This window comes from Streptomyces sp. NPDC004610 (assembly GCF_040609715.1).
Taxonomy (GTDB): domain Bacteria; phylum Actinomycetota; class Actinomycetes; order Streptomycetales; family Streptomycetaceae; genus Streptomyces.
This window is the reverse complement of the sequence record NZ_JBEXLA010000008.1, coordinates 110,876-135,346: the sequence shown is the minus strand read 5'-3', so window position 1 is coordinate 135,346 and position 24,471 is coordinate 110,876. Positions and strand designations below refer to the sequence as shown.

Annotated in this window: 22 protein-coding genes and 1 tRNA gene; 16 read left to right on the top strand and 7 right to left on the bottom strand. The window is 72.5% G+C overall.

All coding sequences use genetic code 11. The annotated features are described in order from the left end of the window. Positions 1-34 precede the first annotated feature (34 nt). Entirely contained in the window at positions 35-1,222 is a 1,188-nt protein-coding gene (locus tag ABZX40_RS11230; protein ID WP_355741374.1) for a phytanoyl-CoA dioxygenase family protein, read from the bottom strand. A 118-nt stretch (positions 1,223-1,340) separates the two neighbouring features. Here ABZX40_RS11230 and ABZX40_RS11225 point away from each other — a divergent pair, with 118 nt between their 5' ends. Continuing rightward, positions 1,341-2,372, top strand: a complete 1,032-nt coding sequence (locus ABZX40_RS11225) for a LacI family DNA-binding transcriptional regulator (protein ID WP_355741376.1) — start codon at positions 1,341-1,343, stop codon at positions 2,370-2,372. Between the two features lie 202 nt (positions 2,373-2,574). Here ABZX40_RS11225 and ABZX40_RS11220 read toward each other — a convergent pair whose 3' ends face one another. Next, positions 2,575-3,735 (bottom strand): Gfo/Idh/MocA family oxidoreductase, encoded by a 1,161-nt coding sequence (locus ABZX40_RS11220; RefSeq protein ID WP_355741378.1) that lies wholly within the window; start codon positions 3,733-3,735, stop codon positions 2,575-2,577. Positions 3,736-3,971: 236 nt separating this feature from the next. On the opposite strand from ABZX40_RS11220, the gene ABZX40_RS11215 reads away from it, so the two are divergent. Beyond that, complete coding sequence (locus ABZX40_RS11215) at positions 3,972-4,988, top strand: LacI family DNA-binding transcriptional regulator (protein ID WP_355741452.1); 1,017 nt, start codon at positions 3,972-3,974, stop codon at positions 4,986-4,988. A 127-nt stretch (positions 4,989-5,115) separates the two neighbouring features. Here ABZX40_RS11215 and ABZX40_RS11210 read toward each other — a convergent pair whose 3' ends face one another. From ABZX40_RS11210 to ABZX40_RS11200, 3 genes are all read right to left on the bottom strand, one after another. Further along, on the bottom strand, positions 5,116-5,460 hold the full coding sequence (locus tag ABZX40_RS11210; RefSeq protein WP_355741380.1) for a cupin domain-containing protein: 345 nt from the start codon (positions 5,458-5,460) through the stop codon (positions 5,116-5,118). A 92-nt stretch (positions 5,461-5,552) separates the two neighbouring features. Further along, the gene (locus ABZX40_RS11205; protein ID WP_355741382.1) at positions 5,553-5,888 is read right to left on the bottom strand and encodes a hypothetical protein; all 336 of its coding nucleotides are present in this window, start codon (positions 5,886-5,888) and stop codon (positions 5,553-5,555) included. Positions 5,889-6,037: 149 nt separating this feature from the next. Beyond that, entirely contained in the window at positions 6,038-6,952 is a 915-nt protein-coding gene (locus ABZX40_RS11200; protein WP_355741384.1) for an EamA family transporter, read from the bottom strand. Positions 6,953-7,137: 185 nt separating this feature from the next. Between ABZX40_RS11200 and ABZX40_RS11195 the strand changes: the two genes are divergently transcribed. From ABZX40_RS11195 to ABZX40_RS11185, 3 genes are all read left to right on the top strand, one after another. Continuing rightward, a complete protein-coding gene (locus ABZX40_RS11195) occupies positions 7,138-8,118 on the top strand; it encodes a LysR family transcriptional regulator (protein WP_355741386.1) in 981 nt (326 codons plus the stop codon). 79 nt (positions 8,119-8,197) lie between these two features. Further along, on the top strand, positions 8,198-8,557 hold the full coding sequence (locus ABZX40_RS11190) for a metalloregulator ArsR/SmtB family transcription factor (protein ID WP_355741388.1): 360 nt from the start codon (positions 8,198-8,200) through the stop codon (positions 8,555-8,557). Further along, on the top strand, positions 8,554-9,222 hold the full coding sequence (locus tag ABZX40_RS11185) for an SRPBCC family protein (RefSeq protein ID WP_355741390.1): 669 nt from the start codon (positions 8,554-8,556) through the stop codon (positions 9,220-9,222). Before ABZX40_RS11190 ends, ABZX40_RS11185 begins: the two co-directional genes overlap by 4 nt. A gap of 148 nt (positions 9,223-9,370) precedes the next feature. Here ABZX40_RS11185 and ABZX40_RS11180 read toward each other — a convergent pair. Further along, positions 9,371-9,444, bottom strand: a tRNA-Pro gene (locus ABZX40_RS11180). A 347-nt stretch (positions 9,445-9,791) separates the two neighbouring features. On the opposite strand from ABZX40_RS11180, the gene ABZX40_RS11175 reads away from it, so the two are divergent. From ABZX40_RS11175 to ABZX40_RS11130, 10 genes are all read left to right on the top strand, one after another. Next, positions 9,792-11,285, top strand: a complete 1,494-nt coding sequence (locus ABZX40_RS11175; protein WP_355741392.1) for a cellulase family glycosylhydrolase — start codon at positions 9,792-9,794, stop codon at positions 11,283-11,285. Between the two features lie 346 nt (positions 11,286-11,631). Beyond that, positions 11,632-11,766 (top strand): hypothetical protein, encoded by a 135-nt coding sequence (locus tag ABZX40_RS11170; RefSeq protein ID WP_355741394.1) that lies wholly within the window; start codon positions 11,632-11,634, stop codon positions 11,764-11,766. A 129-nt stretch (positions 11,767-11,895) separates the two neighbouring features. Continuing rightward, on the top strand, positions 11,896-12,795 hold the full coding sequence (locus ABZX40_RS11165) for a glutathione S-transferase C-terminal domain-containing protein (protein WP_355741396.1): 900 nt from the start codon (positions 11,896-11,898) through the stop codon (positions 12,793-12,795). Between the two features lie 591 nt (positions 12,796-13,386). Next, a complete protein-coding gene (locus tag ABZX40_RS11160) occupies positions 13,387-14,421 on the top strand; it encodes an amino acid ABC transporter permease (protein ID WP_355741398.1) in 1,035 nt (344 codons plus the stop codon). Further along, entirely contained in the window at positions 14,418-15,245 is an 828-nt protein-coding gene (locus ABZX40_RS11155) for an amino acid ABC transporter ATP-binding protein (RefSeq protein WP_355741400.1), read from the top strand. The genes ABZX40_RS11160 and ABZX40_RS11155 overlap by 4 nt, the downstream gene beginning before the upstream one ends. Positions 15,246-15,358: 113 nt before the next feature. Continuing rightward, entirely contained in the window at positions 15,359-16,378 is a 1,020-nt protein-coding gene (locus tag ABZX40_RS11150; RefSeq protein ID WP_355741401.1) for a transporter substrate-binding domain-containing protein, read from the top strand. A gap of 138 nt (positions 16,379-16,516) precedes the next feature. Next, positions 16,517-17,728: an LLM class flavin-dependent oxidoreductase gene (locus ABZX40_RS11145; RefSeq protein WP_355741403.1), complete on the top strand. Its 1,212-nt coding sequence runs from the start codon at positions 16,517-16,519 to the stop codon at positions 17,726-17,728. Positions 17,729-17,746: 18 nt separating this feature from the next. Then, positions 17,747-19,132 (top strand): NtaA/DmoA family FMN-dependent monooxygenase, encoded by a 1,386-nt coding sequence (locus ABZX40_RS11140; RefSeq protein ID WP_355741405.1) that lies wholly within the window; start codon positions 17,747-17,749, stop codon positions 19,130-19,132. Further along, positions 19,129-20,268, top strand: coding sequence for an LLM class flavin-dependent oxidoreductase (locus tag ABZX40_RS11135; RefSeq protein ID WP_355741407.1), 1,140 nt, complete (start codon positions 19,129-19,131; stop codon positions 20,266-20,268). The genes ABZX40_RS11140 and ABZX40_RS11135 overlap by 4 nt, the downstream gene beginning before the upstream one ends. Before the next feature lie 12 nt (positions 20,269-20,280). After that, on the top strand, positions 20,281-21,402 hold the full coding sequence (locus ABZX40_RS11130) for an LLM class flavin-dependent oxidoreductase (RefSeq protein WP_355741409.1): 1,122 nt from the start codon (positions 20,281-20,283) through the stop codon (positions 21,400-21,402). A 117-nt stretch (positions 21,403-21,519) separates the two neighbouring features. Here ABZX40_RS11130 and ABZX40_RS11125 read toward each other — a convergent pair whose 3' ends face one another. Continuing rightward, positions 21,520-22,605, bottom strand: coding sequence for a M12 family metallopeptidase (locus ABZX40_RS11125; RefSeq protein ID WP_355741411.1), 1,086 nt, complete (start codon positions 22,603-22,605; stop codon positions 21,520-21,522). Positions 22,606-22,700: 95 nt separating this feature from the next. Between ABZX40_RS11125 and ABZX40_RS11120 the strand changes: the two genes are divergently transcribed. Then, positions 22,701-24,470: a LuxR C-terminal-related transcriptional regulator gene (locus tag ABZX40_RS11120; RefSeq protein ID WP_355741413.1), complete on the top strand. Its 1,770-nt coding sequence runs from the start codon at positions 22,701-22,703 to the stop codon at positions 24,468-24,470. The last annotated feature ends 1 nt before the right edge of the window (position 24,471 follow it).

The following is a 24,471-nucleotide window of genomic DNA, read 5'->3' as shown; positions in this document are numbered from 1 at the left end:
GCTCTCATGGCCTTCGGTTTTATGGCGTTCCACTTCACAGCGTCCCGCTCTCCCGGCGTTCCGCCGCTGTGCGCAGTGCGTCCCGCAGTGCTTCCGGTGGCCACTCTTCGGCGAGGGCCCGCCGTACCAGATCCGCCTGCGACGCCGGGGCGAGACCGTCGGCCGGCGGATCACGGTCCAGGTTCGTGGGGAACGGATACCCCTCGGCGCTCGCCGCGATCACCCGCGCCGCCGCACCCGCCAGGTCCGCCGCCCCCGCGGCACGCCGCCGCCCGAGCAGTACCGGATAGACGGCGTTCACCACCGCCACCCGGTCCACCGTCTCCATCGCCCGCCCGAACGCCGACGAGATCTGGAGCAGATTGGCCGTGCGCCGCACCGTCGCCGAGCGGTTGGTGCCCGCCGCGTGGAACAGCGCCGGATTGAAGAACACGGCGTCTCCCTTGGCCAGCGGCAGCTGCACGTACCGCTCCTCGAAGTACGACCGGAACGCGGGCAGCCGCCAGGCCAGATAGCCGGGCTCGTACCGCTGCGAGTACGGCAGGTACATGGTCGGCCCGGTCTCCACCGGCATGTCGCAGTGCGCGACCGCGCCCTGGAGGGTGAGCACGGGGGAGAGGCGGTGGACGTGCTCCGGATAGCGGGCGGCGGTCGCGGCGGGCAGGAAACCGAGGTGGTAGTCGCGGTGGACGGTCTGGGCTGCGCCGCCCGGGTTGACCACGTTGACCTGCGAGGTGACCTGGTAGCCGGGGCCGAGCCAGGCATCGGCGACCAGCGCCAGGACCTCGTTGGCGTAGTAGTCGGCGAACGCCTCCGGGTCGTGCAGCGCCGCCTTCTCCAGCGCGTTCCACACCCGGTCGTTGTCGCCGGGCCGGGCGAAGTGGTCCCCGGCGCCGCCGCCCGCCCTCCGCTGACCGGCGATCAGCGCCTCGAAGACCCCGGTCAGCCCGTCCACCACCGGCGCGGCGAACGCCCCCCGGAAGACCACGATGCCGGGGCCGTCGGTGAGGGCCCGCACCAGCTCGGCCTGGAGGGCACGCCGGTCGGCGGGCAGCGCCGAGGTGTCGTAGAGGGGGATGTTCCGCTCCACGGCCGCCGCGTAGGGGTAGGCGGCGGGGTCGGTGGTGCGTTCGACCAGCGCCCGGAAGGCGTCGAGGGAGCAGTCCCGCTCCGCCGGCCAGACAGGGGGAGGGGTGAGGGAGGGGTGAGCGGTCGGGGACATCGTCGTCCTTTCGGTGACAGGAGCGGCGCCGCCCTGTCATTGTTGTCAGTACAAACCCCTCGAACAACCAGCAGCGAGCCATCAAAAACCCCTCAAGCGCGCCAGGAGGCCGGCACCCGTGGGACACCCCTTCCCGATCCGGGAGATCGCACGTCAGGCCGGGCTCAGCGAGGCCACCGTGGACCGGGTCCTCAACGGCCGCGGCGGCGTCCGGGACAGCACCGCGGACGAGGTGCGCCGGGCCATCGCCGACCTCGACCGGCAGCGCACCCAGGTCCGCCTGGTCGGCCGTACCTTCATGATCGACATCGTGATGCAGGCCCCCGACCGGTTCTCCACCGCCGTACGGGCCGCCCTGGAGGCCGAACTGCCCGCCCTGCACCCGGCCGTGCTGCGCTCCCGGTTCCATTTCCGGGAGACGGGACCGGTCCAGGAACTGGTGCGCACCCTGGACCGGATCGCCCGGCGCGGCTCGCAGGGCGTGATCCTCAAGGCGCCCAACGTGCCCGAAGTGGTGGAAGCGGTGGCCCGGCTGACGGCGGCCGGGGTCCCGGTCGTCACCCTGGTCACCGATCTGCCCACCAGCAGCCGCCTCGGCTATGTCGGCATCGACGACCGCGCGGCCGGGGCGACCGCCGCGTATCTGATGGGCCAGTGGCTCGGCGACCGGCCCGGCAACATCCTCACCAGCCTCAGCAGCGACTTCTTCCGCAACGAGGAGGAGCGCGAGATGGGCTTCCGGGCCGCCATGCGCGGCCTGCACCCCAAGCGGGTCCTCGTGGAGATCACCGAGGGCCAGGGCCTGGACGCCGCCCAGTACGACCTGGTCCGCGACGCCCTGGACCGGGACCCCGCCGTGCGGGCCGTGTACTCCATCGGCGGCGGCAACATCGCCACCCTGCGCGCCTTCGCCGACCTCGGCCGCCCCTGCGCGGTGTTCATCGCCCACGACCTCGACATGGACAACACCCGGCTGCTGCGCGAGGGCCGGCTCTCCGCCGTTCTCCATCACGATCTGCGCCAGGATCTACGGGAAGCCTGCCACCAGGTGATGCGGGCGCACGGCGCGCTGCCACCGGCCGACCCCGCCCAGCCCTCCGCGATCCAGATCGTCACCCCGCACAACATGCCGACGGTGCCGCTCCGCTGATCCTTCGGTGCCCTCAGTGCCCTCAGTGCCCTCAGTGCCCTCAGTGCCTTCGGTGCCCTCCTGGCGGCCCCCCGCCAGCCCCGTGGTGGCCCTTGGCGGGGCCCCGGGTGGCCGTCTCACGTCTGCGGCAGGTCCACCCACACCCCCGCGCGTGTGGACCGTAGCCCCCTGGTGGCCCTTGGCGGGGCCCCGGGTGGCCGCCTCACGCCTGCGGCACGTCCACCCACTCCCCACGCCGAGTGGACCGTTCCATAGCGTCCAGCACCAGGGCACTGCGCACCGCGTCCGGGAGCGTCGCCCCGTACGGTGTCCCCTCGGCGATCGAGCGCAGGAACCGGTACGCCTCGATCACCTTGAGGTCGTCGTAGCCCATGGCGTTCGCCGCGCCCGGCTGGAACGCGGCGAACTCGCCCGCGCCCGGACCGACGTACACCGTGCTCACCGGCTGGTCCTGGTAGCCGGTGCCGCGGCTGACGCCCAGTTCGTTCATCCGGCGGAAGTCCCAGAACAGCGCGCCCCGGGTGCCGTGCACCTCGAAGCCGTACGCGTTCTGCTCACCGACCGAGACCCGGCACGCCTCCAGCACCCCGCGCGCCCCCGAGACGAAGCGCAGCAGACAGCTGACGTAGTCGTCGTTCTCGACCGGTCCCAGCTCCCCGCCCGCCGCCCGGGAATGGCCCTCCGTGGCCCCCGCCGGACGCGCCCGCTCCGGGACGAACACCGCGGTGTCCGCGGTCAGCGAGGCGATCTCGCCCAGCAGGAAACGGGCCAGATCGGCGCCGTGCGAGGCCAGGTCGCCCAGCACCCCGCTGCCGCCGCGCGCCCGCTCGTACCGCCAGGTCAGCGCCCCCTCCGGATGTGCCGCGTAGTCGCTGAACAGCCGGATCCGGACATGGGTGACGGTGCCGATCTCGCCGTCCGCGATCAGCGCACGGGCCGCTTCCACGGCGGGCGCGTTGCGGTAGTTGAAGCCCACCGCGCCCTGCACCCCGGCCTTGGCCACCGCGTCCGCGACGGCGCCCGCGTCCTCGGCGTTCAGCCCGACCGGCTTCTCGATCCACAGATGCTTGCCCGCGTCGGCGACGGCGACCCCGATCTCCCGGTGCAGGAAGTTCGGCGCGGTGACGCTCACCGCCCGCACCCGGGGATCGGCCAGCACCTCCCGCCAGTCCCGGGTGGCCGACGCGAACCCGAACCGCTCCGCCGCCTCCTCGGCCCGCCCCGGCACCTCCTCCGCGACCGTCACCAGCTCCGGCCGCAGCGCCAGCTCCGGGAAGTGGTGCCGCACCCGCGCGTACGCCTGGGTGTGCACCCGCCCCATCCAGCCGAAACCGACGACGGCGACACCCAGTGCTTCCACCACGACACTCCACTCCAGTCCACTACCTCGGGATCGGTCCTGAACCGGCTCCTGAACCGGCTCCTGAACGGGTTCCTGAACCGGTTCAGGAACCAGCTCATGGACCGGTCCATGGATTGACTTTTGGAACCTGGACCGGTCCAAGACCTGTTTCGGCCACGATCAGCATCATCCTGGCCGGTGTCAACCCTTTGACAAGCCCGCGTGGCGCATGGAACGGTCCACCCGTGCCCCCTCCCATGGCCCGACCGCCCACCATCCGCGATGTCGCCGAGCGCGCCGGTGTCTCCAAGTCGCTGGTCTCCCTGGTGCTGCGCGGCTCCGGCCAGGTGAGCCCCGAACGCCGGGACGCGGTCCTGAACGCCGCCCGAGACCTCGGCTACCGGCCGAACGCCGCCGCCCGCAGCCTCAGCGAGCGCCGCACCCGCACGGTCGGCGTCCTCCTCAACGACCTCCGCAACCCCTGGTTCGTGGACCTCCTCGACGGTCTCAACGGCCCTCTGCGCACGGCGGGTCTGCACATGCTGCTCGCCGACGCCCGTCTCAGCCGCCGCGCCGGACACGACCTCACCGGCCCGTTCCTGGACCTGGCGGTCGACGCCTTGGTGGTCGTCGGCACCCTGCCCGACCCCGCCGCCCTCGACACCGTGGCCGCCCGGATGCCGGTCGTCGTCGCGGGCGCCCGGGAATCCGTGCCGGACGGGGTGGACCTGATCGCCGGGGACGACGAGCGGGGCGTGCGGCTGATCACCGAGCATCTGATCGCCCTGGGCCACCGGCGCATCGCGCATCTCGCGGGCTACGGAGCGGTGGGCGAACTGCGGCTGCGCGCCTTCCAGGCGGTGATGCTGGCGCACGGTCTGGGCGCGGAGGCGCTGGCCGAGCCCTGCGACCTCACCGAGGAGGGCGGTCACCGCGCCGCCGTCCGGTTGCTGGCCCGTCCCGACCGGCCCACCGCCGTCCTCGCCGCCAATGACATCGCGGCCGTCGGCGCCCTCTCGGCCGCCCAGGACCTGGGCCTGGAGGTACCGGGCGATGTCTCGGTGGCGGGCTATGACAACACCAGCATCGCCAGGCTCCGGCATGTCTGGCTCACCACGGTCGATCACGCGGGGCACGAGATGGGCCACCGGGCCGCCCGCTGCCTCCTCGACCGGCTGGAGGGCACGGGGGAGGGCGCCGGGGGAGCTGGACGGCTCCACCTGACCGTGCCGCGCCTGGAAGCCCGCGGCACGACGGGACCGGTCGGCGTCTGATCACTCCCCGGCCCTGGCCCGAGATTGACTGGGCCCCGGCCCTGGTCCGAGGTTGCCAGGCCCCCGCCCGGGATTCACTGGCCCCTGCCAGAAGTCGACCGGCGCCATCAGACACTGACTGGCCCTGTCAGAGGTTGATCGAGTACACCTTCCGCAGCGTCTCGTGCACGGTCCAGGTCGTCCGGTCGCCCTGCCGCAGGACCGCCATGTCCCCGGGGCCGACGGTCAGCGTGGGACCGTCCTCGAACTCGATCGTGGCCGAACCGCTGAGCACCACGAAGACCTCGTCCGCCTCGGTGTCGGTGACCACCCCCGGGGTGATCTGCCAGATACCGCGGATCTGCTTGCCGTCCGCCGACTCCCAGACCACCTTTCCGGTCACCTCGGGGGTGCCGGAGACGATCTGGCCGGGGTCCAGCGGGTCGGGTTCGAGTACGGCGTCCGGGACGTGCACGGCGAAGCTGTGGTTCATACGGCGACCCTAGCCAGCGCCGCCCCGCCGGGACGTCGACACACTGTCCGTGATCACCCCGCCCGGCGGGACACTTCGTCGGGCGCCCCCGCTCACTGGGTGCGCGTCCGGCGCGAACGCCACCCCGGGCCGCGTCCCCGGAACAGTTCGAAGCAGGTGCCGATGACCAGCGACTGCACCAGCCCCGCGGCGACGATCCCCCCGGCGAGGACCGTCAGCGGCGGCTCCGCCTCCGCCCCCGCCAGCGGCACCGCGGCCAGCAGCGAGAGCGGCGAGGTGAGGAAGACCGGCCACACCCCGATGAACCCGGGGTCGTCGCTGAACGCGACCACCGCGGCCGTGACCGCGATCGACCCGCCCACAGCGGTCAGATACACCGCCGACGCGGGATTGCCGACGGCGAAGCGGAACAGCGTACGACGGTCCATGATGTGTCTCCCCGATGGTCGGCCGGAACCTGGTCAGGTCTCCATGCTGCGTCCGGCACGGCTCCCCGGCCTGAGTAGCCGTACTCAGATCGTCAGCCCGGCTGCTCGCGCCCGCCTGAGTCCCGCCCGCACGAACCGCCCCGGCGCGACTAACGACCCCGGCGAGACGAACGACCCCGGCGCGCCGAACCGCCCCGACTCGACGAACCGCCCCGGCTCGATGACCCACCCCCGCTCGATGAACCGCCTCCGCACGCGGTACGCCTGCCCCCGCGCGGTACGGCCATGCTCACCGCGTTGGCGGCCACCACCGCCCCGACGCCCGCCCACTCGGCCCCGCCGAGCCCCTCTCCCAGCACCACCAACCCCACCACCGCGGCCAGCACCGGGTTGACACTCATGAAGAGACCGAAGGTCTGCGCGGGCACCCGGCGCAGGGTGAACAGATCCGCCAGATACGGCACCGCCGACGACAGCACCCCCGCCACCACCGCGCACCCCAGCGCCGTCGCGGTCGGCGGCCGGTGCGCCACCACCAGCACCCCGGCCGGCAGAAACATCAGCGCCGACACGGCCGCCGCCGCACCCGCCCCCTGCGCACCGGGCAGGCGCCGCCCGACCGTGCGGTTCAGCAGGATGTACGCCGCCCAGCAGCACGCCGCGAGCAGCCCGAGACCCATGCCGTCGGCGGAGGGGCGCGGGCGCAGCAGCACCACCACACCCGCCGCCGCGATCAGCGCGCAGCAGGCGTCCAGCCGTCGCCGGGCGGCGGCCAGCGCTATGGCCAGCGGGCCGAGGAACTCCAGGGTGACGGCGAGGCCGAGTCCGATCCGCTCCACGGCGGTGTAGAGGCTGAGGTTCATCGTCCCGAAGACCAGCGCCAGCAGCAGCACCGGCCACCACTGCCCCCAGGTGAACTCCCGCAGCCTCGGCCGCCCGACGGCCAGCAGCACGGCGGCGGCCACGTACTGCCGCACCGCCACCACGCCGAGCGGCCCGAGCACCGGGAAGGCGAGGGCGCCGACGGCGGCGCCGAACTGGTTGGACAGCCCGCTCCCGGTCATGGTGACCACCCCGGCGAGCCGTCCCCCGGGGGACGGGGACACGGGGAGCCCACGCGCGGCCGGCACGTGCGCGGCGGGCCCCGTGTCGGGACGTCCGTCGGGATGGCGAAGGCGCATCCCCCGATCGTGCGCCCGCCCCCGGGTTGCGCAAAATGCATAGTCAGGCCGATCTATACGCTGAACGCATGCATGATTCGGCAACCCGAGACACCCGCGATGCCACTAATGCCACCGATGCCAGAGACAGGGACAAGGACAGGGAGAGAGACAAAGACAAAGACAGAGACAAAGACAGAGACAAAGACAGAGACAAAGACCTGGAACTACGTCAGCTGCGCGTCCTGCTGGCGATCGTCGACGAGGGCGGCTTCACCGACGCGGCCCATGTCCTCGGGGTCTCCCAGGCCGCCGTCTCCCGCGCCCTGGCCGGACTGGAACGCGCCCTGGGCGTACGGCTGCTGCGGCGCACCTCGCGCGAGGTGACCCCGACGGCGACCGGACTGCGGGTGGTGGCGCACGCCCGCCGGGTGCTCGCGGAGGTGGCGGACCTGGTCGGCGAGGCGACCTCGGGGCAGGTCCGGCTGCGGATCGGGTACGCCTGGGCGGCGCTCGGCCGGCACACCGTGCCCTTCCAGCGGGGGTGGGGCGCCGCCCGCCCGGACACCGAACTGCAACTGGTGCGGGTCAACTCGTCCACGGCCGGGCTGCTGGAGGGCGCCTGCGATCTCGCGGTGATCCGCCGGGAGGTCACCGAGCGCCGTTTCGAGACCGCGCTCGTCGGCCTGGAGCGGCGGATGTGCGCGCTGCCCGCCGACGACCCTCTCGCCCGGCGCCGCTCGGTCCGGCTGGCGGAACTGGCCGGGCGCAGGCTGCTGATCGACCGCCGTACCGGCACCACCACGCCGGAGCTGTGGCCGCCGGACGCCCGGCCGCGCACCGAGGAGACCCAGGACGTGGACGACTGGCTGACGGTGATCGCGGCCGGCCGGTGCGTGGGGGTCACCGCCGAGTCCACGGCCCACCAGTACCGGCGCCCCGGGGTCGTGTACCGCCCGGTGCGGGACGCGGAGCCGGTCGCCGTACGGCTGGCCTGGTGGCGCGACGAACCGCATCCGGCGACCCCGGCGGTGATCGAACTCCTCAGCGCGCTGTACCGCACGGGCTGAGCGCCCCCGTCCGCCCCGCCCCACCACCCCCTCTATTCAGCATTCGCTTATATAAGTGAAGGGTGATAGATTAATGCCCATGCACGCCTTCGATGTGCTCGGCGACCCCGTGCGTCGCCGGATCCTGGAGCTGCTCGCCGACGGCGAGATGACCTCCGGGGCGGTCAGTGAGGTCATCCGCGCGGAGTTCGGGATATCGCAGCCCGGGGTCTCGCAGCATCTGAAGGTGCTGCGGGAGAACGGCTTCGCGACGGTGCGCCCCGAGGGTGCCCGGCGGCTGTACGCGGTGAACTCCGAGCCGCTGCGCGATGTCGATGTCTGGCTCGACCGCTTCCGGCGCTTCTGGACCCCCCGACTGGACGCCCTGGCCACCGAACTGGCCCGCGGCCGACGCGAACGCCGCCTGCGCGGCGAGGAACCACCGAGGAGTACCCCGTGATCGATGTGAACCACCAGATCAACGCCGTACGGCGCCAGGTCGGCACCCGCGACTTCAAGGCGGGCGAGGCCCGGATCGTCACCATCGGCCAGACCTACGACACCCCGCTGGACGACCTCTGGGACGCCTGCACCAACCTGGAGCGGCTGCCCCGCTGGTTCGCCCCGGTCACCGGCGACCTCAGGCTCGGCGGCCGGTACCAGGTCCAGGGCAACGCCTCCGGCACGGTGGAGCGCTGCGACCCGCCCAAGAGCTTCTTCGCCACCTGGGAGTACGGCGGCGAGGTCAGCTGGATCGAACTGCGCCTGATCCCGGAGGGCGACGAGCGCACCCGCTTCGAGCTGGAGCACATCGCCCATGTGGACGAGGATCGGTGGGCGCAGTTCGGCCCCGGCGCGGTCGGTGTCGGCTGGGACCTCTCCCTCATGGGCCTGTTCCGGCACCTCGGCGGCGCTCCGGCCGTCGACCCGGCCGAGTTCGAGGCGTGGGGCGCCTCCGACGAGGGCAAGGAGTTCGTCACGGCGGCCAGCGAGGGCTGGTACGCGGCGAACGTGGCCGGGGGCGAGGACCCGGAGAAGGCACGCGGCGCGGCCGACCGTACGTCCGCGTTCTACCGGGGCGAGGGTCCGGGCATGGAGCCCGACTCGGGCGACGAGCAGAGCTGAGACGCCGAGACTCACCCACCCATGACGACGCCGAGACTCAGTCACCCATGACGACGCCGAAACTGACCCACCCATGACGAAGGGCCGCTCCCGGATGCCTCCGGAAGCGGCCCTTTCGTGCGACGGCGATTGCCACGACTCTCATGAGTCGGGACGACAGGATTTGAACCTGCGACCCCTTGACCCCCAGTCAAGTGCGCTACCAAGCTGCGCCACGTCCCGCTGTCATCGCGTGTGTCACGCGAGGCACATCCGCGCGGATCGGATGACTCGGGTGGATCCCTGAATCGTGAATCGCGTGAACGTGCGGATCAAGACTACCCCATGCCATGGGCCGGTTCCGCCGCTGATCAGCCGTGCAGCGAGGGGCCGATGGGTCCCTCGCCGAGGGTGCGCGGCCACCGCAACCCCGCCCGTCTCCCGCTGTCACACCTCTTGCCTCCGCTCGGCCGCCACTGCTATTTCACTGTTAGGAAAGTTTCCTTACCAATCGAGGGGCCTCAGCCACACACCCCCCTCACCCCCGCACGCCCTCTCCCCCCCATCCCTCCTCGACCGAGACGGAGATCATGGTGATTCCCCCACGCACCACCCGGTCGCGCCTGTGGGCGCGGTCCGTTCTCCTCGCCACCGCCCTGACCGGCGCGCTCCTCGCGCCCCAGGCCACCGCCGCACCGGAGGCACGACCCGCCCCCGCCACCGGCGCCGCCCCCCTCGCCGCGCAGACCTACGAGGCCGAGAGCGCGGCCGTCTCCCAGGGCGTCGTGGAGTCCAACCACACCGGCTTCACCGGCAGCGGATTCGTCAACTACGACAACGCCACCGGCAGTTCCGTCGAGTGGACGGTGAACGCCGCCACCGCCGGAAACGCCACCCTCGCCCTGCGCTACGCCAACGGCACCACCGTCAACCGCCCCATGGACATCCGGGTCAACGGCACCCTCGTCGCCCCCGCCAGGGCCTTCAACTCCACCGGCACCTGGACCGGCTGGACCACCACCACCCTCACCACCGCCCTCAAGGCCGGCGCCAACACCGTCCGCGCCACCGCCACCACCGCCAACGGCGGCCCCAACGTGGACCACCTCACCGTCGACACCCAGAGCGGCCCCACTCCCGGCACGACCCCCGTCGGCATCAACGGCCAGCTCACCGTCTGCGGCACCAAGCTCTGCAACCAGTACGGCAACCCCATCCAGCTGCGCGGCATGTCCAGCCACGGCACCCAGTGGTACCCCCAGTGTCTGACCTCGGGCTCACTGGACGCCCTCGCCAAGGACTGGAACGCCGATGTGCTGCGCGTCTCGACCTATGTCCAGGAAGGCGGCTACGAGACCGACCCGCGCAAGTTCACCGACCTCGCCCACCGGCTCATCGAGGACGCCACCAGCCGGGGCATGTACGTGATCGTCGACTGGCACATGCTCACCCCCGGCGACCCCCACTACAACCTCTCCCGCGCCCGCACCTTCTTCACCGAGATCGCGAACCGCCACAAGGACAAGCTCAACGTCTTCTACGAGATCGCCAACGAGCCGTCCGGGGTCTCCTGGAGCACCATCAAGTCCTACGCCGAGCAGATCATCCCGGTGATCCGGAACATCGACTCCAACGCCCCCGTCCTCGTCGGCACCCGCGCCTGGTCCTCGCTCGGGGTCTCCGAGGGCGCCACCGAGACCGAGGTCGTCAACAACCCGGTGAACGCCGGAAACATCATGTACACCTTCCACTTCTACGCCTACTCGCACCGCGACGAGTACCTCGACACCCTGTCCCGCGCCGCCGACCGCATCCCGATGTTCGTCACCGAGTTCGGCACCCAGAACTACGCCGGTGAGGGGAGCAACGACTTCGCCATGTCGCAGCGGTACATCGATCTGATGGCCGCGAAGAAGATCTCCTGGGTCAACTGGAACTTCTCCGACGACGGCCGCTCCGGTGCCGTCTTCACCGAGGGCACCTGCAACGCCGGCGGACCATGGGCCGGCACCTCGCGGCTGAAGCAGGCGGGGGTGTGGATCCGCGACCGGATCCGGACGCCGGACGCCTTCCCGACGTCCTGACACACCGAGCGGCGGCCACGGCCGGCTGAGTCGGGCCCATCGGGGCCGAGTGGTGTCGAGTAGGGAAGGAGTGGCAACAGTCCGACGGCCGTCCACCTCGTACCGCCCCGGGATCCGCGCACCCCGCGCGAGACCCGGGGCGGTCTGCTGTGTGCCGCCCGGTCGGAGGGGGTCGGTGTCGCTGTGCGCGCCCCGTCGGAGTCGTCTGTGCCATCCGGGGCCGTCTGTGCCGTCTGTGCTGTCTGTGCCGTCCAGGAAATATGACCGCTCCGTGGACGTGGTCTTGACGCCGGGCGGGGGGCGATCGACACTCCCGTAGGGAATCCTAGTGAATAGGTAGGGAAATATGGGGCGCCTGGAGCCGGTCTTCAGCAGGGCCAGCCATGGGCCCCGCCGCACGCCCCTGCTCACCTCCCGCCGTCATATCGATCTGCTGCGGGTCTGCGGCGCGACCGGCCGCAGACGACGCCGACGGCCCTGAGGACGCTGACGCCCCCGCGTGCCACCGGCCCCCCACCGCAGCCGCCGCCCCGCCTCCCAACCGTGCCTGGCCCACCCGCGTGTCCCGCCCGCCGCGCGGTTGTCCGCGCGCCCGATTCCGGGGAGACCCATGACCGTCACACCGCCCGCCCCCCTCCGTATCTCCACCCCCGAGACCCCCGTGTTCCGGGGCCGCATCGGACGGGACGCCCGCAGTGGGCACTACGCCGTCCCCCGCCGCTACCGGCTGCATCTGTCCACCGCCGACCCCGACGGGCTGCGGATCGCCGTCGTCCACTCCCTCCTCGGCCTCGGCGACAGCTGTCCCGTCACCCTGCTGCCCCCCGTCCCCGACTGTCCCGGCGGCGGTCACGCCGCCCTGCGCCCCCTCTACGAGGCCACCGCGCACCGCTACACCGGTCCCGCCCTCGCCCCCGTCCTCGCCGACGACTGGTCCGGCCGGATCGTCAGCGGCCACGCCCCCGACATCGTCCGCGACCTCGCCCAGCACTTCGGCGCGGGCCGCCCGGCCCTCTTCCCCCACGCCCTCGGCTCCTCCATCGAGACCGTGGAACGGCTGTGCGCCGAGCGGATCGACGACGCCGCCCAGCGCGCGGGCCGGGCCGGTGCCGACCCCGGGGAGCGGGCCACCGTCGTGGCCGAACTACTCGACGCGCTCGAGGAGTTGGAGCGACGCCTCGCCGTCCACCCCTATGTGACGGGTGATCAGCTCACCGCCGCCGATGTGACCCTCTGGGTCACCCTCCTCCAGCTCGACACCGTCCACCGACACCACCTCGACGCCGGTGCGGTGCACCGGGTCGCCGAGCATCCGGCGGTGTGGGATTTCGCACGCCGGCTCACCGCCGGACCGGCCTTCGCCGCGCATCTCGACCTCGATGGCATCGCCCGCCGCCATCAGGCCCACTGCCGTGGCCTGGAGGCCGCCGGAGCCGCCGTCCAGATCCTGGACTGGGCCGCCCACGCGGCGGACGCGAAGGGCGTCCCCGTACGGGCCGACCGGCCCTGATGCCATCCCAGTCGGTGGACCGGCATTGACACGGGCTCGGATCGCGGCCTTAACTTTCGGGCACCTGCCCCACTTTCGGACACCTGTGTGGATCCGGGATCGGGGCGGTGCGGAAACGCGCGGCCCCGAGCCGAGCCCCCTCCGCGTCGACCGCGCGGCCCCGCCTCCGAGGCCGCGCCGCGCCACCGAACCACGACGGGCCACCTCCCGGGGCCGGAACGACGAAGGACGACCGACATGCGCGCAGCTACAGGGACGGCCGTACGCCGTTCCGCGGGCCGTGTCCGTCCCCGCGCCGACCGTCTCGTCGCCGACCGCGCCGTCGATCTGCTCCGCGTCAGCAGCGCACTGTGTACCGCACCGGGCCGAGCCCGTCGCGGGGTCTGACCGTCTCTCCACGACCCCGCCCGGCCACCGCACCCGACGCACACCCCCTCCCGGTGTGCTGTCCCCGCCGCCCGAACCCCCGGTCCCGTGCGCTCAGCGCGCGCCCCCGCCCGTACCACCGTGCCGCCCCGGCCCGGCGATCCGGCGCGGTGCCGCGCGGCCCACCACGGCTCCCCGGGCGTTCCCTCCCCGCCGGAGCCCACGATGAGCGAACCCCCAGGCGCGGGCGTGTCCCTCGCCGCGACAACACCCACCATCACACCGGAGAAGACGAAGGACGTGTCGCGGCAGACCGCCGAACCCCCCGCCGACCCTCCGTCACCGCCCCTGACCGCCCAGCGGGTCCAGCCGCTGCGGCGCCCCGGGCGCTGGATCGCCACCGCGATCGTGCTGGTGCTGGCCGCCCAGTTCATCAACGGCCTGGCCACCAACCCCTTCTACCAGTGGGACCGCTTCGGCTACTGGTTCCTGCGCCCCACCATCCTCGACGGTCTGCTGGTCACCCTCGAAGTCACCGCCTACAGCGCGGTGTTCGGGCTGCTCGGCGGTATCGTCCTCGCCCTCGCCCGGCTCTCCAGGAGCCCGGTCCTGCGCGCGGTGAGCTGGACCTACATCTGGGCCTTCCGCTCCATCCCACTGATCGTGGTGCTGCTCTTCCTCTACAACTTCAGCGCCCTCTACCAGACCCTCAGCCTCGGCGTCCCCTTCGGCCCGGCCCTCTTCACCTTCGACGAGTCCCGCCTCGGCACCGACATGGCCGTCGCCATCGTCGGACTGAGCCTCGCCGAGGCCGCCTACGCCGCCGAAGTGGTCCGCGGCGGCATCCTCTCCGTCGACCAGGGCCAGCACGAGGCCGCCGCCGCCCTCGGTCTGCCCCGGCGCTACCAGTTCCGGCGGATCGTCTTCCCCCAGGCGCTGCGCTCCATCACCCCGAACTACGTCAACCAGCTCATCGGCCTCGTCAAGGCCACCTCGCTGGTCTTCTACGTCTCCCTGCTCGACCTCTTCGGCGCCGCCCAGACCATGGGCTCCACCTACCCCGGTGACATCGTCCCGCTGCTCATGGTCGTCACCGTCTGGTACCTGATCCTGACCAGCGCCGTCTCCGTCGTCCAGTACTACGTCGAGCGGCACTACGCCCGGGGCGCCACCCGCACCCTGCCGCCGACCCCGCTGCAACGCCTGCGCGCCGGCCTGCGCGAGGTACGGACCCGCGCCCGCAGGGAGACCGCCGTATGAGCACCGTCAGCGTCACCGTCACCGGGAAAGAGACCGGCCACGAGACCGGCGCCGGGGGCGTCGCGCCCGCCGCCGTCCAGGTGCACGGCGTGCACAAGTGGTACGGCGCCCATCGCGTCCTCGACGGGATCGATCTGACCGTACGGCCCGGGGAGGTCACCGCGATCCTCGGCCCCTCCGGCTCCGGCAAGTCCACCCTGCTGCGGGCCATCAACCATCTGGAGAAGCCCGACATCGGGTACGTCACCCTCAACGGCGAGCCCATCGGCGTACGGCGGCACGGTGAGCGGCTGAAGGAGCTGAGCGAGCGGGCCATCCTCGTCCAGCGGCGCCGGATCGGCTTCGTCTTCCAGAACTTCAACCTCTTCCCGCATCTGACCGCGCTGGAGAACGTGGCCGCCGCGCCCGTCGCCACCGGGCTGCTGGACCGGTCCGCCGCCGGGGAACTGGCGCTGTCGCTGCTGGACCGGGTCGGCCTCGGGGACAAGGCGGACGCCTATCCACGGCAGTTGTCCGGCGGCCAGCAGCAGCGCGTCGCCATCGCCCGCGCGCTCGCCCTGCGGCCCGGGGTGATCCTCTTCGACGAACCGACCTCGGCGCTCGACCCCGAACTCGTCGGTGAGGTGCTCGCCGTCATCAAGGACCTGGCGACCAGCGGCACCACGCTGGTGGTCGTCACCCATGAGATCGGCTTCGCCCGGGAGGTCGCCGACCGGGTCGTCTTCCTGGACGCCGGCCGGATCGTCGAACAGGGCCCGCCCGCGGACGTCCTCGACAACCCGCGCCATGAACGCACCCGGGACTTTCTCAGCAAGGTGCTGTGAACCGAGTCAACCGGCAACTCGCCGGTGAGCCGATGTCTTTCCCCTCGCTCGCCCCCGTCACCTCCCTCCCCTCCCCAACCTCCGTCTTCCGAAGACCCAGACAAGGACCAGCCATGCCCACGATCGTCTCGCGACGTCAGCTCCTGCGCGGTATCACCGCCGCCACCGCCTTCGCCGCACTCGGCACCACCCTCGCCGCCTGCGGCGGGGAGAGCGACGCCGCCGCCACGACCTCGGCCGCCGGTACGGTCGCCGTGGGCCGGCTCTCCAACGGCGCCGCCAAGGAGACCAACATCGAGGTCGCCGAAGTGCCCTCGATCAGCACCCTGCTGCCCGACGCCGTCAAGAAGAAAGGCACCTTGGTCGTCGGCTCCGGCATCCTGCCCTCCGGTTCCGCCCCGCTCGGCTACATCGGCGACGACCAGAAGACCCTCACCGGCTCCGAGCCCGACCTCGCCCGGCTGATCGCCGCCGTCCTCGGACTGGAACCCGAGATCTCCCCCTCCACCTGGGAGAACATGTTCATCGGCCTGGACGGCGGCAAGGTCGATGTGGCGATATCGAACGTCACCGTCACCGAGGAACGCAAGCAGAAGTACGAGTTCGCCAGCTACCGCAACGACGACCTCGCCTTCGAGACCGCCGAGAACAGCGACTGGAGCTTCGACGGCGACTACCGCGCCCTCGCCGGGAAGACGGTCAGTGTCGGCGCCGGGACCAACCAGGAGAAGATCCTGCTGGAGTGGAAGGACAAGCTGGCCGAGGACGGCGAGGACCTCACGGTCAAGTACTACCAGGAGTCCAACAGCCTCTATCTGGCCCTGTCCAGCGGCAAGATCGACGCCTATCTCGGCCCCAACCCCAGCATCGCCTACCACACCACCCAGACCGCCGACACCCCCCAGGCGACCCGGGTCGCGGGCACCTTCTCCGGTGCCGGTGAGACCCTCCAGGGCCTGATCGCCGCGACCGCCAAGAAGGACAGCGGACTCGCCGAACCGCTCGCCGCCGCCATCAACCACCTGATCGACAACGGCCAGTACGAGCAGTGGCTCACGGCGTGGAACCTCTCCTCCGAGGCGGTGGAGAAGTCGGAGATCGACCCGCCCGGCCTGCCCCTGACCAACTCCTGATCCAGTCCCGCCCCCACCCCCGACCCGGTCCGCCCCGTCCATCCCTTCCCCCCTCCGTGCCACCGTGCCACCGGGCCGCCCGCGTCCCCCCACCGCCGGGCGGCCCGCGCCGCAGCCACCCCTCAGGAAGGCCCCGCCGTGTCCGCAAGCTCCTCCGCCCTCCCCTTCCATCTCGCCGTCGCCCTGGACGGCACCGGCTGGCACCCCGCCTCCTGGCGCGAGCCGGTCGCCCGCCCCCGGGACCTGTTCACCGCCGCCTACTGGACGGACCAGGTGACGGAGGCCGAGCGCGGACTGCTCGACTTCGTCACCATCGAGGACGGCCTCGGCCCCCAGTCCTCCCACTTCCTCGACCCCGACGAGCGCACCGACCAGGTCCGCGGACGCCTCGACGCGGTCCTGATCGCCTCCCGGGTCGCCCCGCTCACCCGGCACATCGGGCTGGTGCCGACCGTGGTCACCACCCACACCGAGCCGTTCCACCTCTCCAAGGCCATCGCCACCCTCGACTACGTCAGCAACGGCCGCGCCGGACTGCGCGCCCAGCTCACCGCCCGTCCGGGCGAGGCCGCCCACTTCGGCCGCCGTACGATCCGCCGGATCGACGACTACCGCAGCCCCGCCTCGCAGGAGATCATCGCCGAACTCTTCGACGAGGCGGCGGACGCTGTGGAGGTGCTGCGCCGGCTCTGGGACAGCTGGGAGGACGACGCCGAGATCCGGGACGCTGCCACCGGCCGCTTCATCGACCGCGACAAGCTCCACTACATCGACTTCGAGGGCCGCCACTTCAGCGTCAAGGGACCCTCCATCACCCCCCGGCCGCCCCAGGGCCAGCCCGTCGTCACCGCCCTCGGCCACGACACGATCCCCTACCGGTTCCTCGGCCGCGCCGCCGACATCGGCTACATCACCCCGCACGACACCGACGAGGCCCGCGCCACCCTCGCCCGGGTACGCGCCGAACAGACCGCCGCCGGGCGCGCGGACGACACCGTCCATGTCTTCGCCGATCTGGTGGTCCTGCTGGACGACGACGAGAGCGCCGCCCGCGCCCGCAAGGAACGGCTCGACAGCCTCGCCGGAGGGGAGTACACCAGCGACGCCCGGATCTTCACCGGCACCGCGGCCGGGCTCGCCGATCTCCTCCAGGAGTGGCGGGCCGCCGGACTGACCGGCTTCCGGCTGCGCCCCGCCGTCACCGGCCACGACCTCCCGGCCATCACCCGCGCCCTGGTGCCCGAACTCCAGCGCCGGGGCGCCTTCCGCACCGCCTACGAGGCCGACACCCTGCGCGGCCTGCTGGGCCTGCCCCACCCCGCCAACCGCTACGCCACCGCGACCGCCTGAGCCGGAGGAACCCGACCCATGAGCAAGCCGCAGAAGCAGATCCACCTGGCCGCGCACTTCCCCGGCGTCAACAACACCACCGTATGGAGCGATCCCCGGGCCGGGAGCCATATCGAGTTCAGCTCCTTCGCGCACTTCGCGCGCACCGCCGAACGCGCCAAGTTCGACTTCCTGTTCCTCGCCGAGGGCTTGCGCCTGCGCGAACAGGGCGGGCAGATCTACGACCTGGACGTCGTCGGCCGCCCCGACACCTTCACCGTGCTCGCCGCGCTCGCCGCCGTCACCGACCGCCTCGGTCTGACCGGCACCATCAACTCCACCTTCAACGAGCCCTACGAGGTGGCCCGCCAGTTCGCCAGCCTGGACCATCTCTCCGCCGGACGGGCCGCCTGGAACGTCGTCACCTCCTGGGACGCCTTCACCGGCGAGAACTTCCGCCGTGGCGGCTTCCTGCCCCAGGAGGAGCGCTACTCCCGCGCCCGGGAGTTCCTCGCCACCGCCCAGGAACTCTTCGACTCCTGGCGTGGCGACGAGATCCTCGCCGACCAGGACACCGGCGCCTTCCTGCGGGACGCCAAGGCCGGGGCCTTCGTCCACCAGGGGCAGCACTTCGACATCCACGGGCAGTTCAACGTCCCGCGCTCGCCGCAGGGCCGCCCGGTGATCTTCCAGGCCGGGGACTCCGAGGAGGGCCGCGAGTTCGCCGCCGCCGACGCGGACGCCATCTTCAGCCGCCACGCCACCCTGGACGCGGGCCGCGCCTTCTACACCGACGTCAAGTCCCGGCTGCCCCGGTACGGTCGCCGCGCCGACCAGTTGCTGATCCTGCCCGCCGCCAGTTTCGTCCTCGGCGACACCGACGCCGAGGCGGAGGAACTCGCCAAGGAGATCCGCCGCCAGCAGGTCAGCGGCGCCACCGCCCTCAAGCATCTGGAGTGGGTGTGGAACCGGGACCTGTCCTCCTACGACCCCGAGGGCCCGCTGCCCGAGGTGGACCCGCTGCCCGGTGAGCACACCGTCTCCCGGGGCCGCGCCCAGGTGCGGATGTACCGCGACCCGCAGCAGACCGCCCGGGAGTGGCGGGAGCTGGCCGAGGCCAACGGCTGGTCCATCCGCGACCTGGTCATCGAGACCGGCAACCGGCAGAGCTTCATCGGCTCCCCGGCCACCGTCGCCCGCACCATCGACGAGTACGTCCAGACCGACGCCGCCGACGGTTTCATCCTCGTCCCGCACCTCACCCCCGGCGGCCTCGACGCCTTTGCCGACGAGGTGGTGCCGCTGCTCCAGGAACGGGGCTCCTTCCGCGCCGACTACGAGGGCACGACCCTGCGCCACCATCTCGGCCTGGACCACCCGGACGAGATCGCCGACGAGACCCCCGGCGCGCGGGCGGCATCGTGAGGTTTCTGGCGATCACGCTCATCGTGCATCGCCCCCACCCGGTCACCGGCGCGTGGACCTCCACCCACGACCGGTTCCGGGAGGTCCTCGGCGCCGCCCTGCTCGCCGAGGAACTCGGCTTCGACGGCTTCGGGGTGGGGGAGCGGCACGAGCGGCCGTTCCTCTCCTCCGCCCCCACCGTCGTCCTCAGCCATATCGCCGCCCTGACCCGGCGCATCCGCCTCTTCACCGCCGTCACCACCCTCAGCCTCCTCGACCCGGTCCGCGCCTACGAGGACTACGCCACCCTCGACCAGCTGAGCGACGGCAGGCTGGAGCTGATCATCGGCAAGGGCAACGGCACCGCCCAGCGCGATCTCTTCCAGGTCACCCCCGAGGACCAGTGGGAGCGCAACGCCGAGAGCTATGAGGTGTTCCGGCGGATCTGGCGCCAGGACCGGGTCACTGCGGCCACCCGCTTCCGGCCCCCGCTGACCGACGCCGAGGTGTGGCCGCGCCCCCTCCAGCGACCGGTACGGGTCTGGCACGGCAGCGCCACCAGCAAGGAGTCCGTGGAGCTCGCCGCCCGCTACGGCGACCCGCTGTTCTCGGCGAACGTCACCCACCCCATCGAGCCGTACGCCGCGCTGATCGACCACTACCGCGAACGCTGGGCCCACCACGGCCACGACCCGGCGGGCATCGCCGTCGGCGCGGGCTCGGCCGGGCTGCTCGTCGCCCCCACCTCGCAGCGGGCGCTGGCCGCCTACCGCCCGGTCTTCGAGGGGAACCTCGCTTTCCAGAAGGAGGCCGGGCTGCCGGTCGTCTTCGAGACCCTGGAGGACTTCGCCGCCCGCTCGTCCGCGCTGATCGGCAGCCCGCAGCAGGTCCTGGAGAAGGTCCACCGCTACCACGAGCGCTTCGGCCACACCGTCCAGCACGTCCCCGCCGACGCGAACGGCCTGCCGGACACCGTGCACCGCGACTCGCTGGAGCTGTTCCAGTCGGCGGTGGCACCGGAACTGCGCCGCCGGATCCCGGACCCGCCGTTCGCCTGGGCACCGGTCGTGCCGGGCACGGCGCCCAGGCCCCCGGTCCCGCCCGATGGCGCCACGCCGCCCGACCCGCCCCGTACGACGACCGCCCCCGGATCCTGAGGAGAGCCGCCCATGTCCGACGACGACATCCCGCTCGGCGTCCTCGATCTGGTGCCGATCTCCTCCGGGTCCACCGCCGCCGACGCCCTGCGCAATTCCCTGGACCTCGCCCGGCACGCCGAGCGCCTCGGCTACGCCCGGTACTGGTTCGCCGAGCACCATCTCAACCCGGGGGTCGCCGGCACCTCCCCGGCGGTGCTGCTGGCGCTCACCGCCGCCGTGACCTCCAGTCTGCGGATCGGCTCCGGGGCCGTCCAGCTCGGGCACCGCACCGCGCTGGCCACGGTCGAGGAGTTCGGTCTGCTCGACGCCCTGCACCCGGGCCGGATCGACCTCGGCCTCGGCCGCTCCGGCGGACGCCAGTCCCCCCGGACACCCGCGCCCGCCCCGGTGGTTGAGGGCCGCGCCCCCAACGGGCTGCTGATCCCCGACCGCTTCTCCTTCGACCAACTCCTCGGCTCCCCCCGGTTCGCCCTGCACCACGCGCTGCTGCATCTGCCGGGCGCCGCCGCACAGGACTACGCCGAGCAGATCGACGGCATCCTCGCCCTGCTCGCCGGGACCTACCGCTCCCCGGACGGCCTCGACGCCCACGCGGTGCCGGGCGAGGGCGCCGAACTGGAGTTGTGGGTCCTGGGCAGCAGCGGCGGGCAGAGCGCCACGGTCGCGGGCGCGCGCGGGCTGCGGTTCGCCGCGAACTACCACGTCAGTCCGGGCACGGTCCTGGAGGCGGTGGACGGCTACCGGGCCGCCTTCCACCCGTCGGACGTCCTGGACAAGCCCTATGTCAGTGTCTCGGCGGATGTGGTGGTCGCCGAGGACGACGACACCGCGCGCGAACTGGCCGCCGGATACGGGCCGTGGGTGCGCAGCATCCGCACCGGCGAGGGCGCGATCCCCTTCCCGACGCCGGACGAGGCCCGCGCCCTGCCCTGGAGCGAGACCGACCGGGCGCTGGTCCGGGACCGGCTCGACACCCGGTTCGTGGGCTCACCGGGGCGGGTCGCCGACGGGTTGGAGCAGCTTCAGGAGGCGACCGGCGCGGACGAACTGCTGATCACGACGATCACCCACGCACACGCGGACCGGGTGCGGTCGTACGAGCTGCTGGCGGCGGAGTGGGCACGGCGATAATGGTCTGTATTGCGGTGGCACGGGCGGAATGTCCCCCTCCCCCGAAGGGAACATTCCGCCCGCTTCCCCCGGCGCCGGACAGTGGTCCAGCCGTCCGCGTGAGGCGGTCGTGTGCTCTCACCAGCACATGACCGCCGTCTCGCCCGAACCCCAGCCGGAGTACAGGCGCACGCGGACGAAGTAGCGGCGGCCCTTGACGAGCCGGGCCTTGACCGTGGCGTTGTGCGGAGCGCCCCCGTCGTCGTCCCCGGCGACGAAGCGGGGCACGCCGTCCCGCTCCTCGAACAGCACGGCCACGGCGTCCCCGTCGCCGAAGATCCCGACCGTGTATTCGCGGGTCTGTGTCGGCTCGATCCGGAAGTCGGCCTGCTCGCCCGGCCCGAGCCGTACCGGCGCCGAGCGGAACGGCACCAGTTCCTCGGGCAGCCCCGTACCGACCGACGGGTACCAGCGCAGGACGAACTCCTTGTCCAGCACGGAGAGGGTGCCCGGCGGATTCACACCCGCCCGGAACTGCTCCGGCTCCAGGATCAGCCCCGACGGGAACGGATACTCCATGATCGACTGCGGATCCCACACCGAGCCGTTGACCTCGTCGCGGTCCAGCTTGCGCAGGATGTTGTGGAACGTGGTGTCCCGGTCCCAGAAGTTCGGCGGGCCCGCCAGCTCGGCGTAGACCGCCTCGTCGTCCCAGTGGATCCCGGCGAACGGGCTCTGGTGCTCGTGCAGCATGCCGAGGGCGTGGCCGATCTCGTGGAGCGCGGTGGTGTGTTCACCGCCCGCCGTCAGATCCCAGCCGAAGTTCGCCGTCCGCTCGTTCTGACCGAGCCGCAGCGCGTCCCGGCCCACCGTGGACCAGGAGCCGTCGCCGCGCTGGAAGCCGATCCGCAGCTCCGCCTCCGACCGGTCGTCGACCTCGGTGAACGACAGCCCGATACCGAGCCCCTGCCACTCCGCGAAACACGCGCGCACCACCGCCCGCTGCTCCTCGGCCCCCACCCAGCTGACCCGCCGCGTCTCCCCGGTCCCCGGCACGGGGATCACGGAGGCGTCGGTGTCACGGTCGAAGAAGTAGTAGTGCAGAACCGTGCCGTTGACCCACTTCGCCCGCCCGTCCACGAGCGCACTGAGCCGCTCCGCGGCCAGCCCCGGCACGAAGGCGGGGGCCGGCTGCTGCGCGAGCGAGCAGTAGCGACCGGTCATGCGCCCAGCCTGCCGCCCCCGGACCCGTGGCCGCCTGAGTCGGGGTCTACTCAAGTCGCCCTGTATCAGATCTGAGTACCGGCGCTCATGACTGCGTGACGACTTTCGAACGGGACGCGCACCTGCGGGAACTCCCCTGGCCGTTCACCGGCCGGGCCGGTGAACTGGAGCTGGTCCGCCGCTCCTTGACGGCCGGGCGCAACGGCATCGTGGTGACCGGCCCGGCCGGCAGCGGCAAGACCCGGCTCGCCACCGAGGCGCTGCGCGGCACCGACTGCGCCCGGGTCGCCGGGACCCCCGGCACCCACCGCATCCCGTTCGCCGCCTTCGCCCACCTCCTGCCCGAGTCGGTCTCCCTGCACCGCGCGGTCCAGCTCCTCACCGGCGTCCGCCTGCTGCTGGTGGACGACGCCCATCTCCTGGACGACGCCTCCGCCGCCCTCGTCCACCACCTGGCCCTGCACGGCAGGACCCGGCTGGTCGTCGTCGCCCGGGACACCGCGCCCCTGCCCGGCGCGATCTCCCGGCTGTGGACCGGCGAGGTGCTGCCCCGGCTCGCCCTGGAGCCGCTCCCCGGCGACGACACCGCCCGGCTCCTGGCGGCCGGTACCGGCGGACGGCTCGAACCGCTCACCATGAACCGGCTGCGCAAGCTCAGCGGCGGCGATCTGCGGCTGCTGCGCGATCTGTCCGCCGCGCTCACCGAACACGCCCTGCTCACCCCCGTGCCCGGCACCCCCACCGCCGCCTGGCACGGCCCCGTGCCGCTCACCGAGACGGTCCGGCTGCGCACCGCCGCCGTCCTCGGCCGCGCCGACCCCGCCGAGCGCGAGACCCTCGACCGCCTCGCCTTCACCGAACCCCTGACACCCCATCTGGACGACGACTTCGACCTCCCGGTCCTCGAACGCCTCGAATCCGACGGCCTGGTCACCGTCGACCCGTCCGGCACCCTCGCCCTCGCCCGCCCCCTGTACGGCCCGGTGCTGCGCGCCGCCGCCGGCACCCTGCGCACCCGCCGCCTGGCCCGGACGCCCGACGAGTACACCGCCGCCCTCAAGTCCGAGGCCGCCGCCCTGGAGGACCGGATCGAGGCCGCCGACGTACGCCCGCTGCCGCTGCCGGTGGGGGAGTGGCTGCTCGCCGAGACCGGCACCGTCCCCGCCGACTACGCGGCCCTACGCGCGCGGTACGACCGGCTGCGCGGTGCCCTGCGCGAGGCGGTGGCCTGGGCCCGCGAGGGCCTGCGCACCGACCCGGCCGACCCGCTGTGCCGCACGGAACTCGCCCGCAGCACCGCCCAGCTCGGCGAGACCGCCCCGGCCCCGGAGCCCACCCCGTCCGACCCGCACACGGCCTGGCGGGAGGCGTACGAGGCCGTACGGCTCGGTGTCGCCGAGGGGGCCGCCGGGGTGCTGCCGCCCGGGAGCCCGTTCGCCCGGCACGCCCAGGCGCTGGCCCGCGCGGACGGGCCCGCCCTGGACCGGGCGGCGCAGGCGCTGGAGGCGCGCGGGTTCCTGCTGTTCGCCGCCGAGGCGCACGCCCAGGCGGTCAGCGCGCACCGCGACCCCAGCGCCGCCCGGCTCTCCCGCACCCGGGCCATCACCCTGGCCCGCCGCTGCCAGGGCGCCCGCACCCCGGCCCTCGCCGGACTCGCCCTCGGGGAACTCACCGCCCGCCAGCGCCAGATCGTCACGCTGGCGGCGGCGGGCCTCAGCAACCGCCAGATCGCCGACCGCCTCACGCTGTCCGTCCGCACGGTCGGCAACCATCTGTACAGCGCCTACACCCGCCTCGGCGCGAGCGACCGGGGCGCCCTGCCCTGGCTGGTGGACCTCCCGGACGAGCAACCGGTGCCGGCCTGAA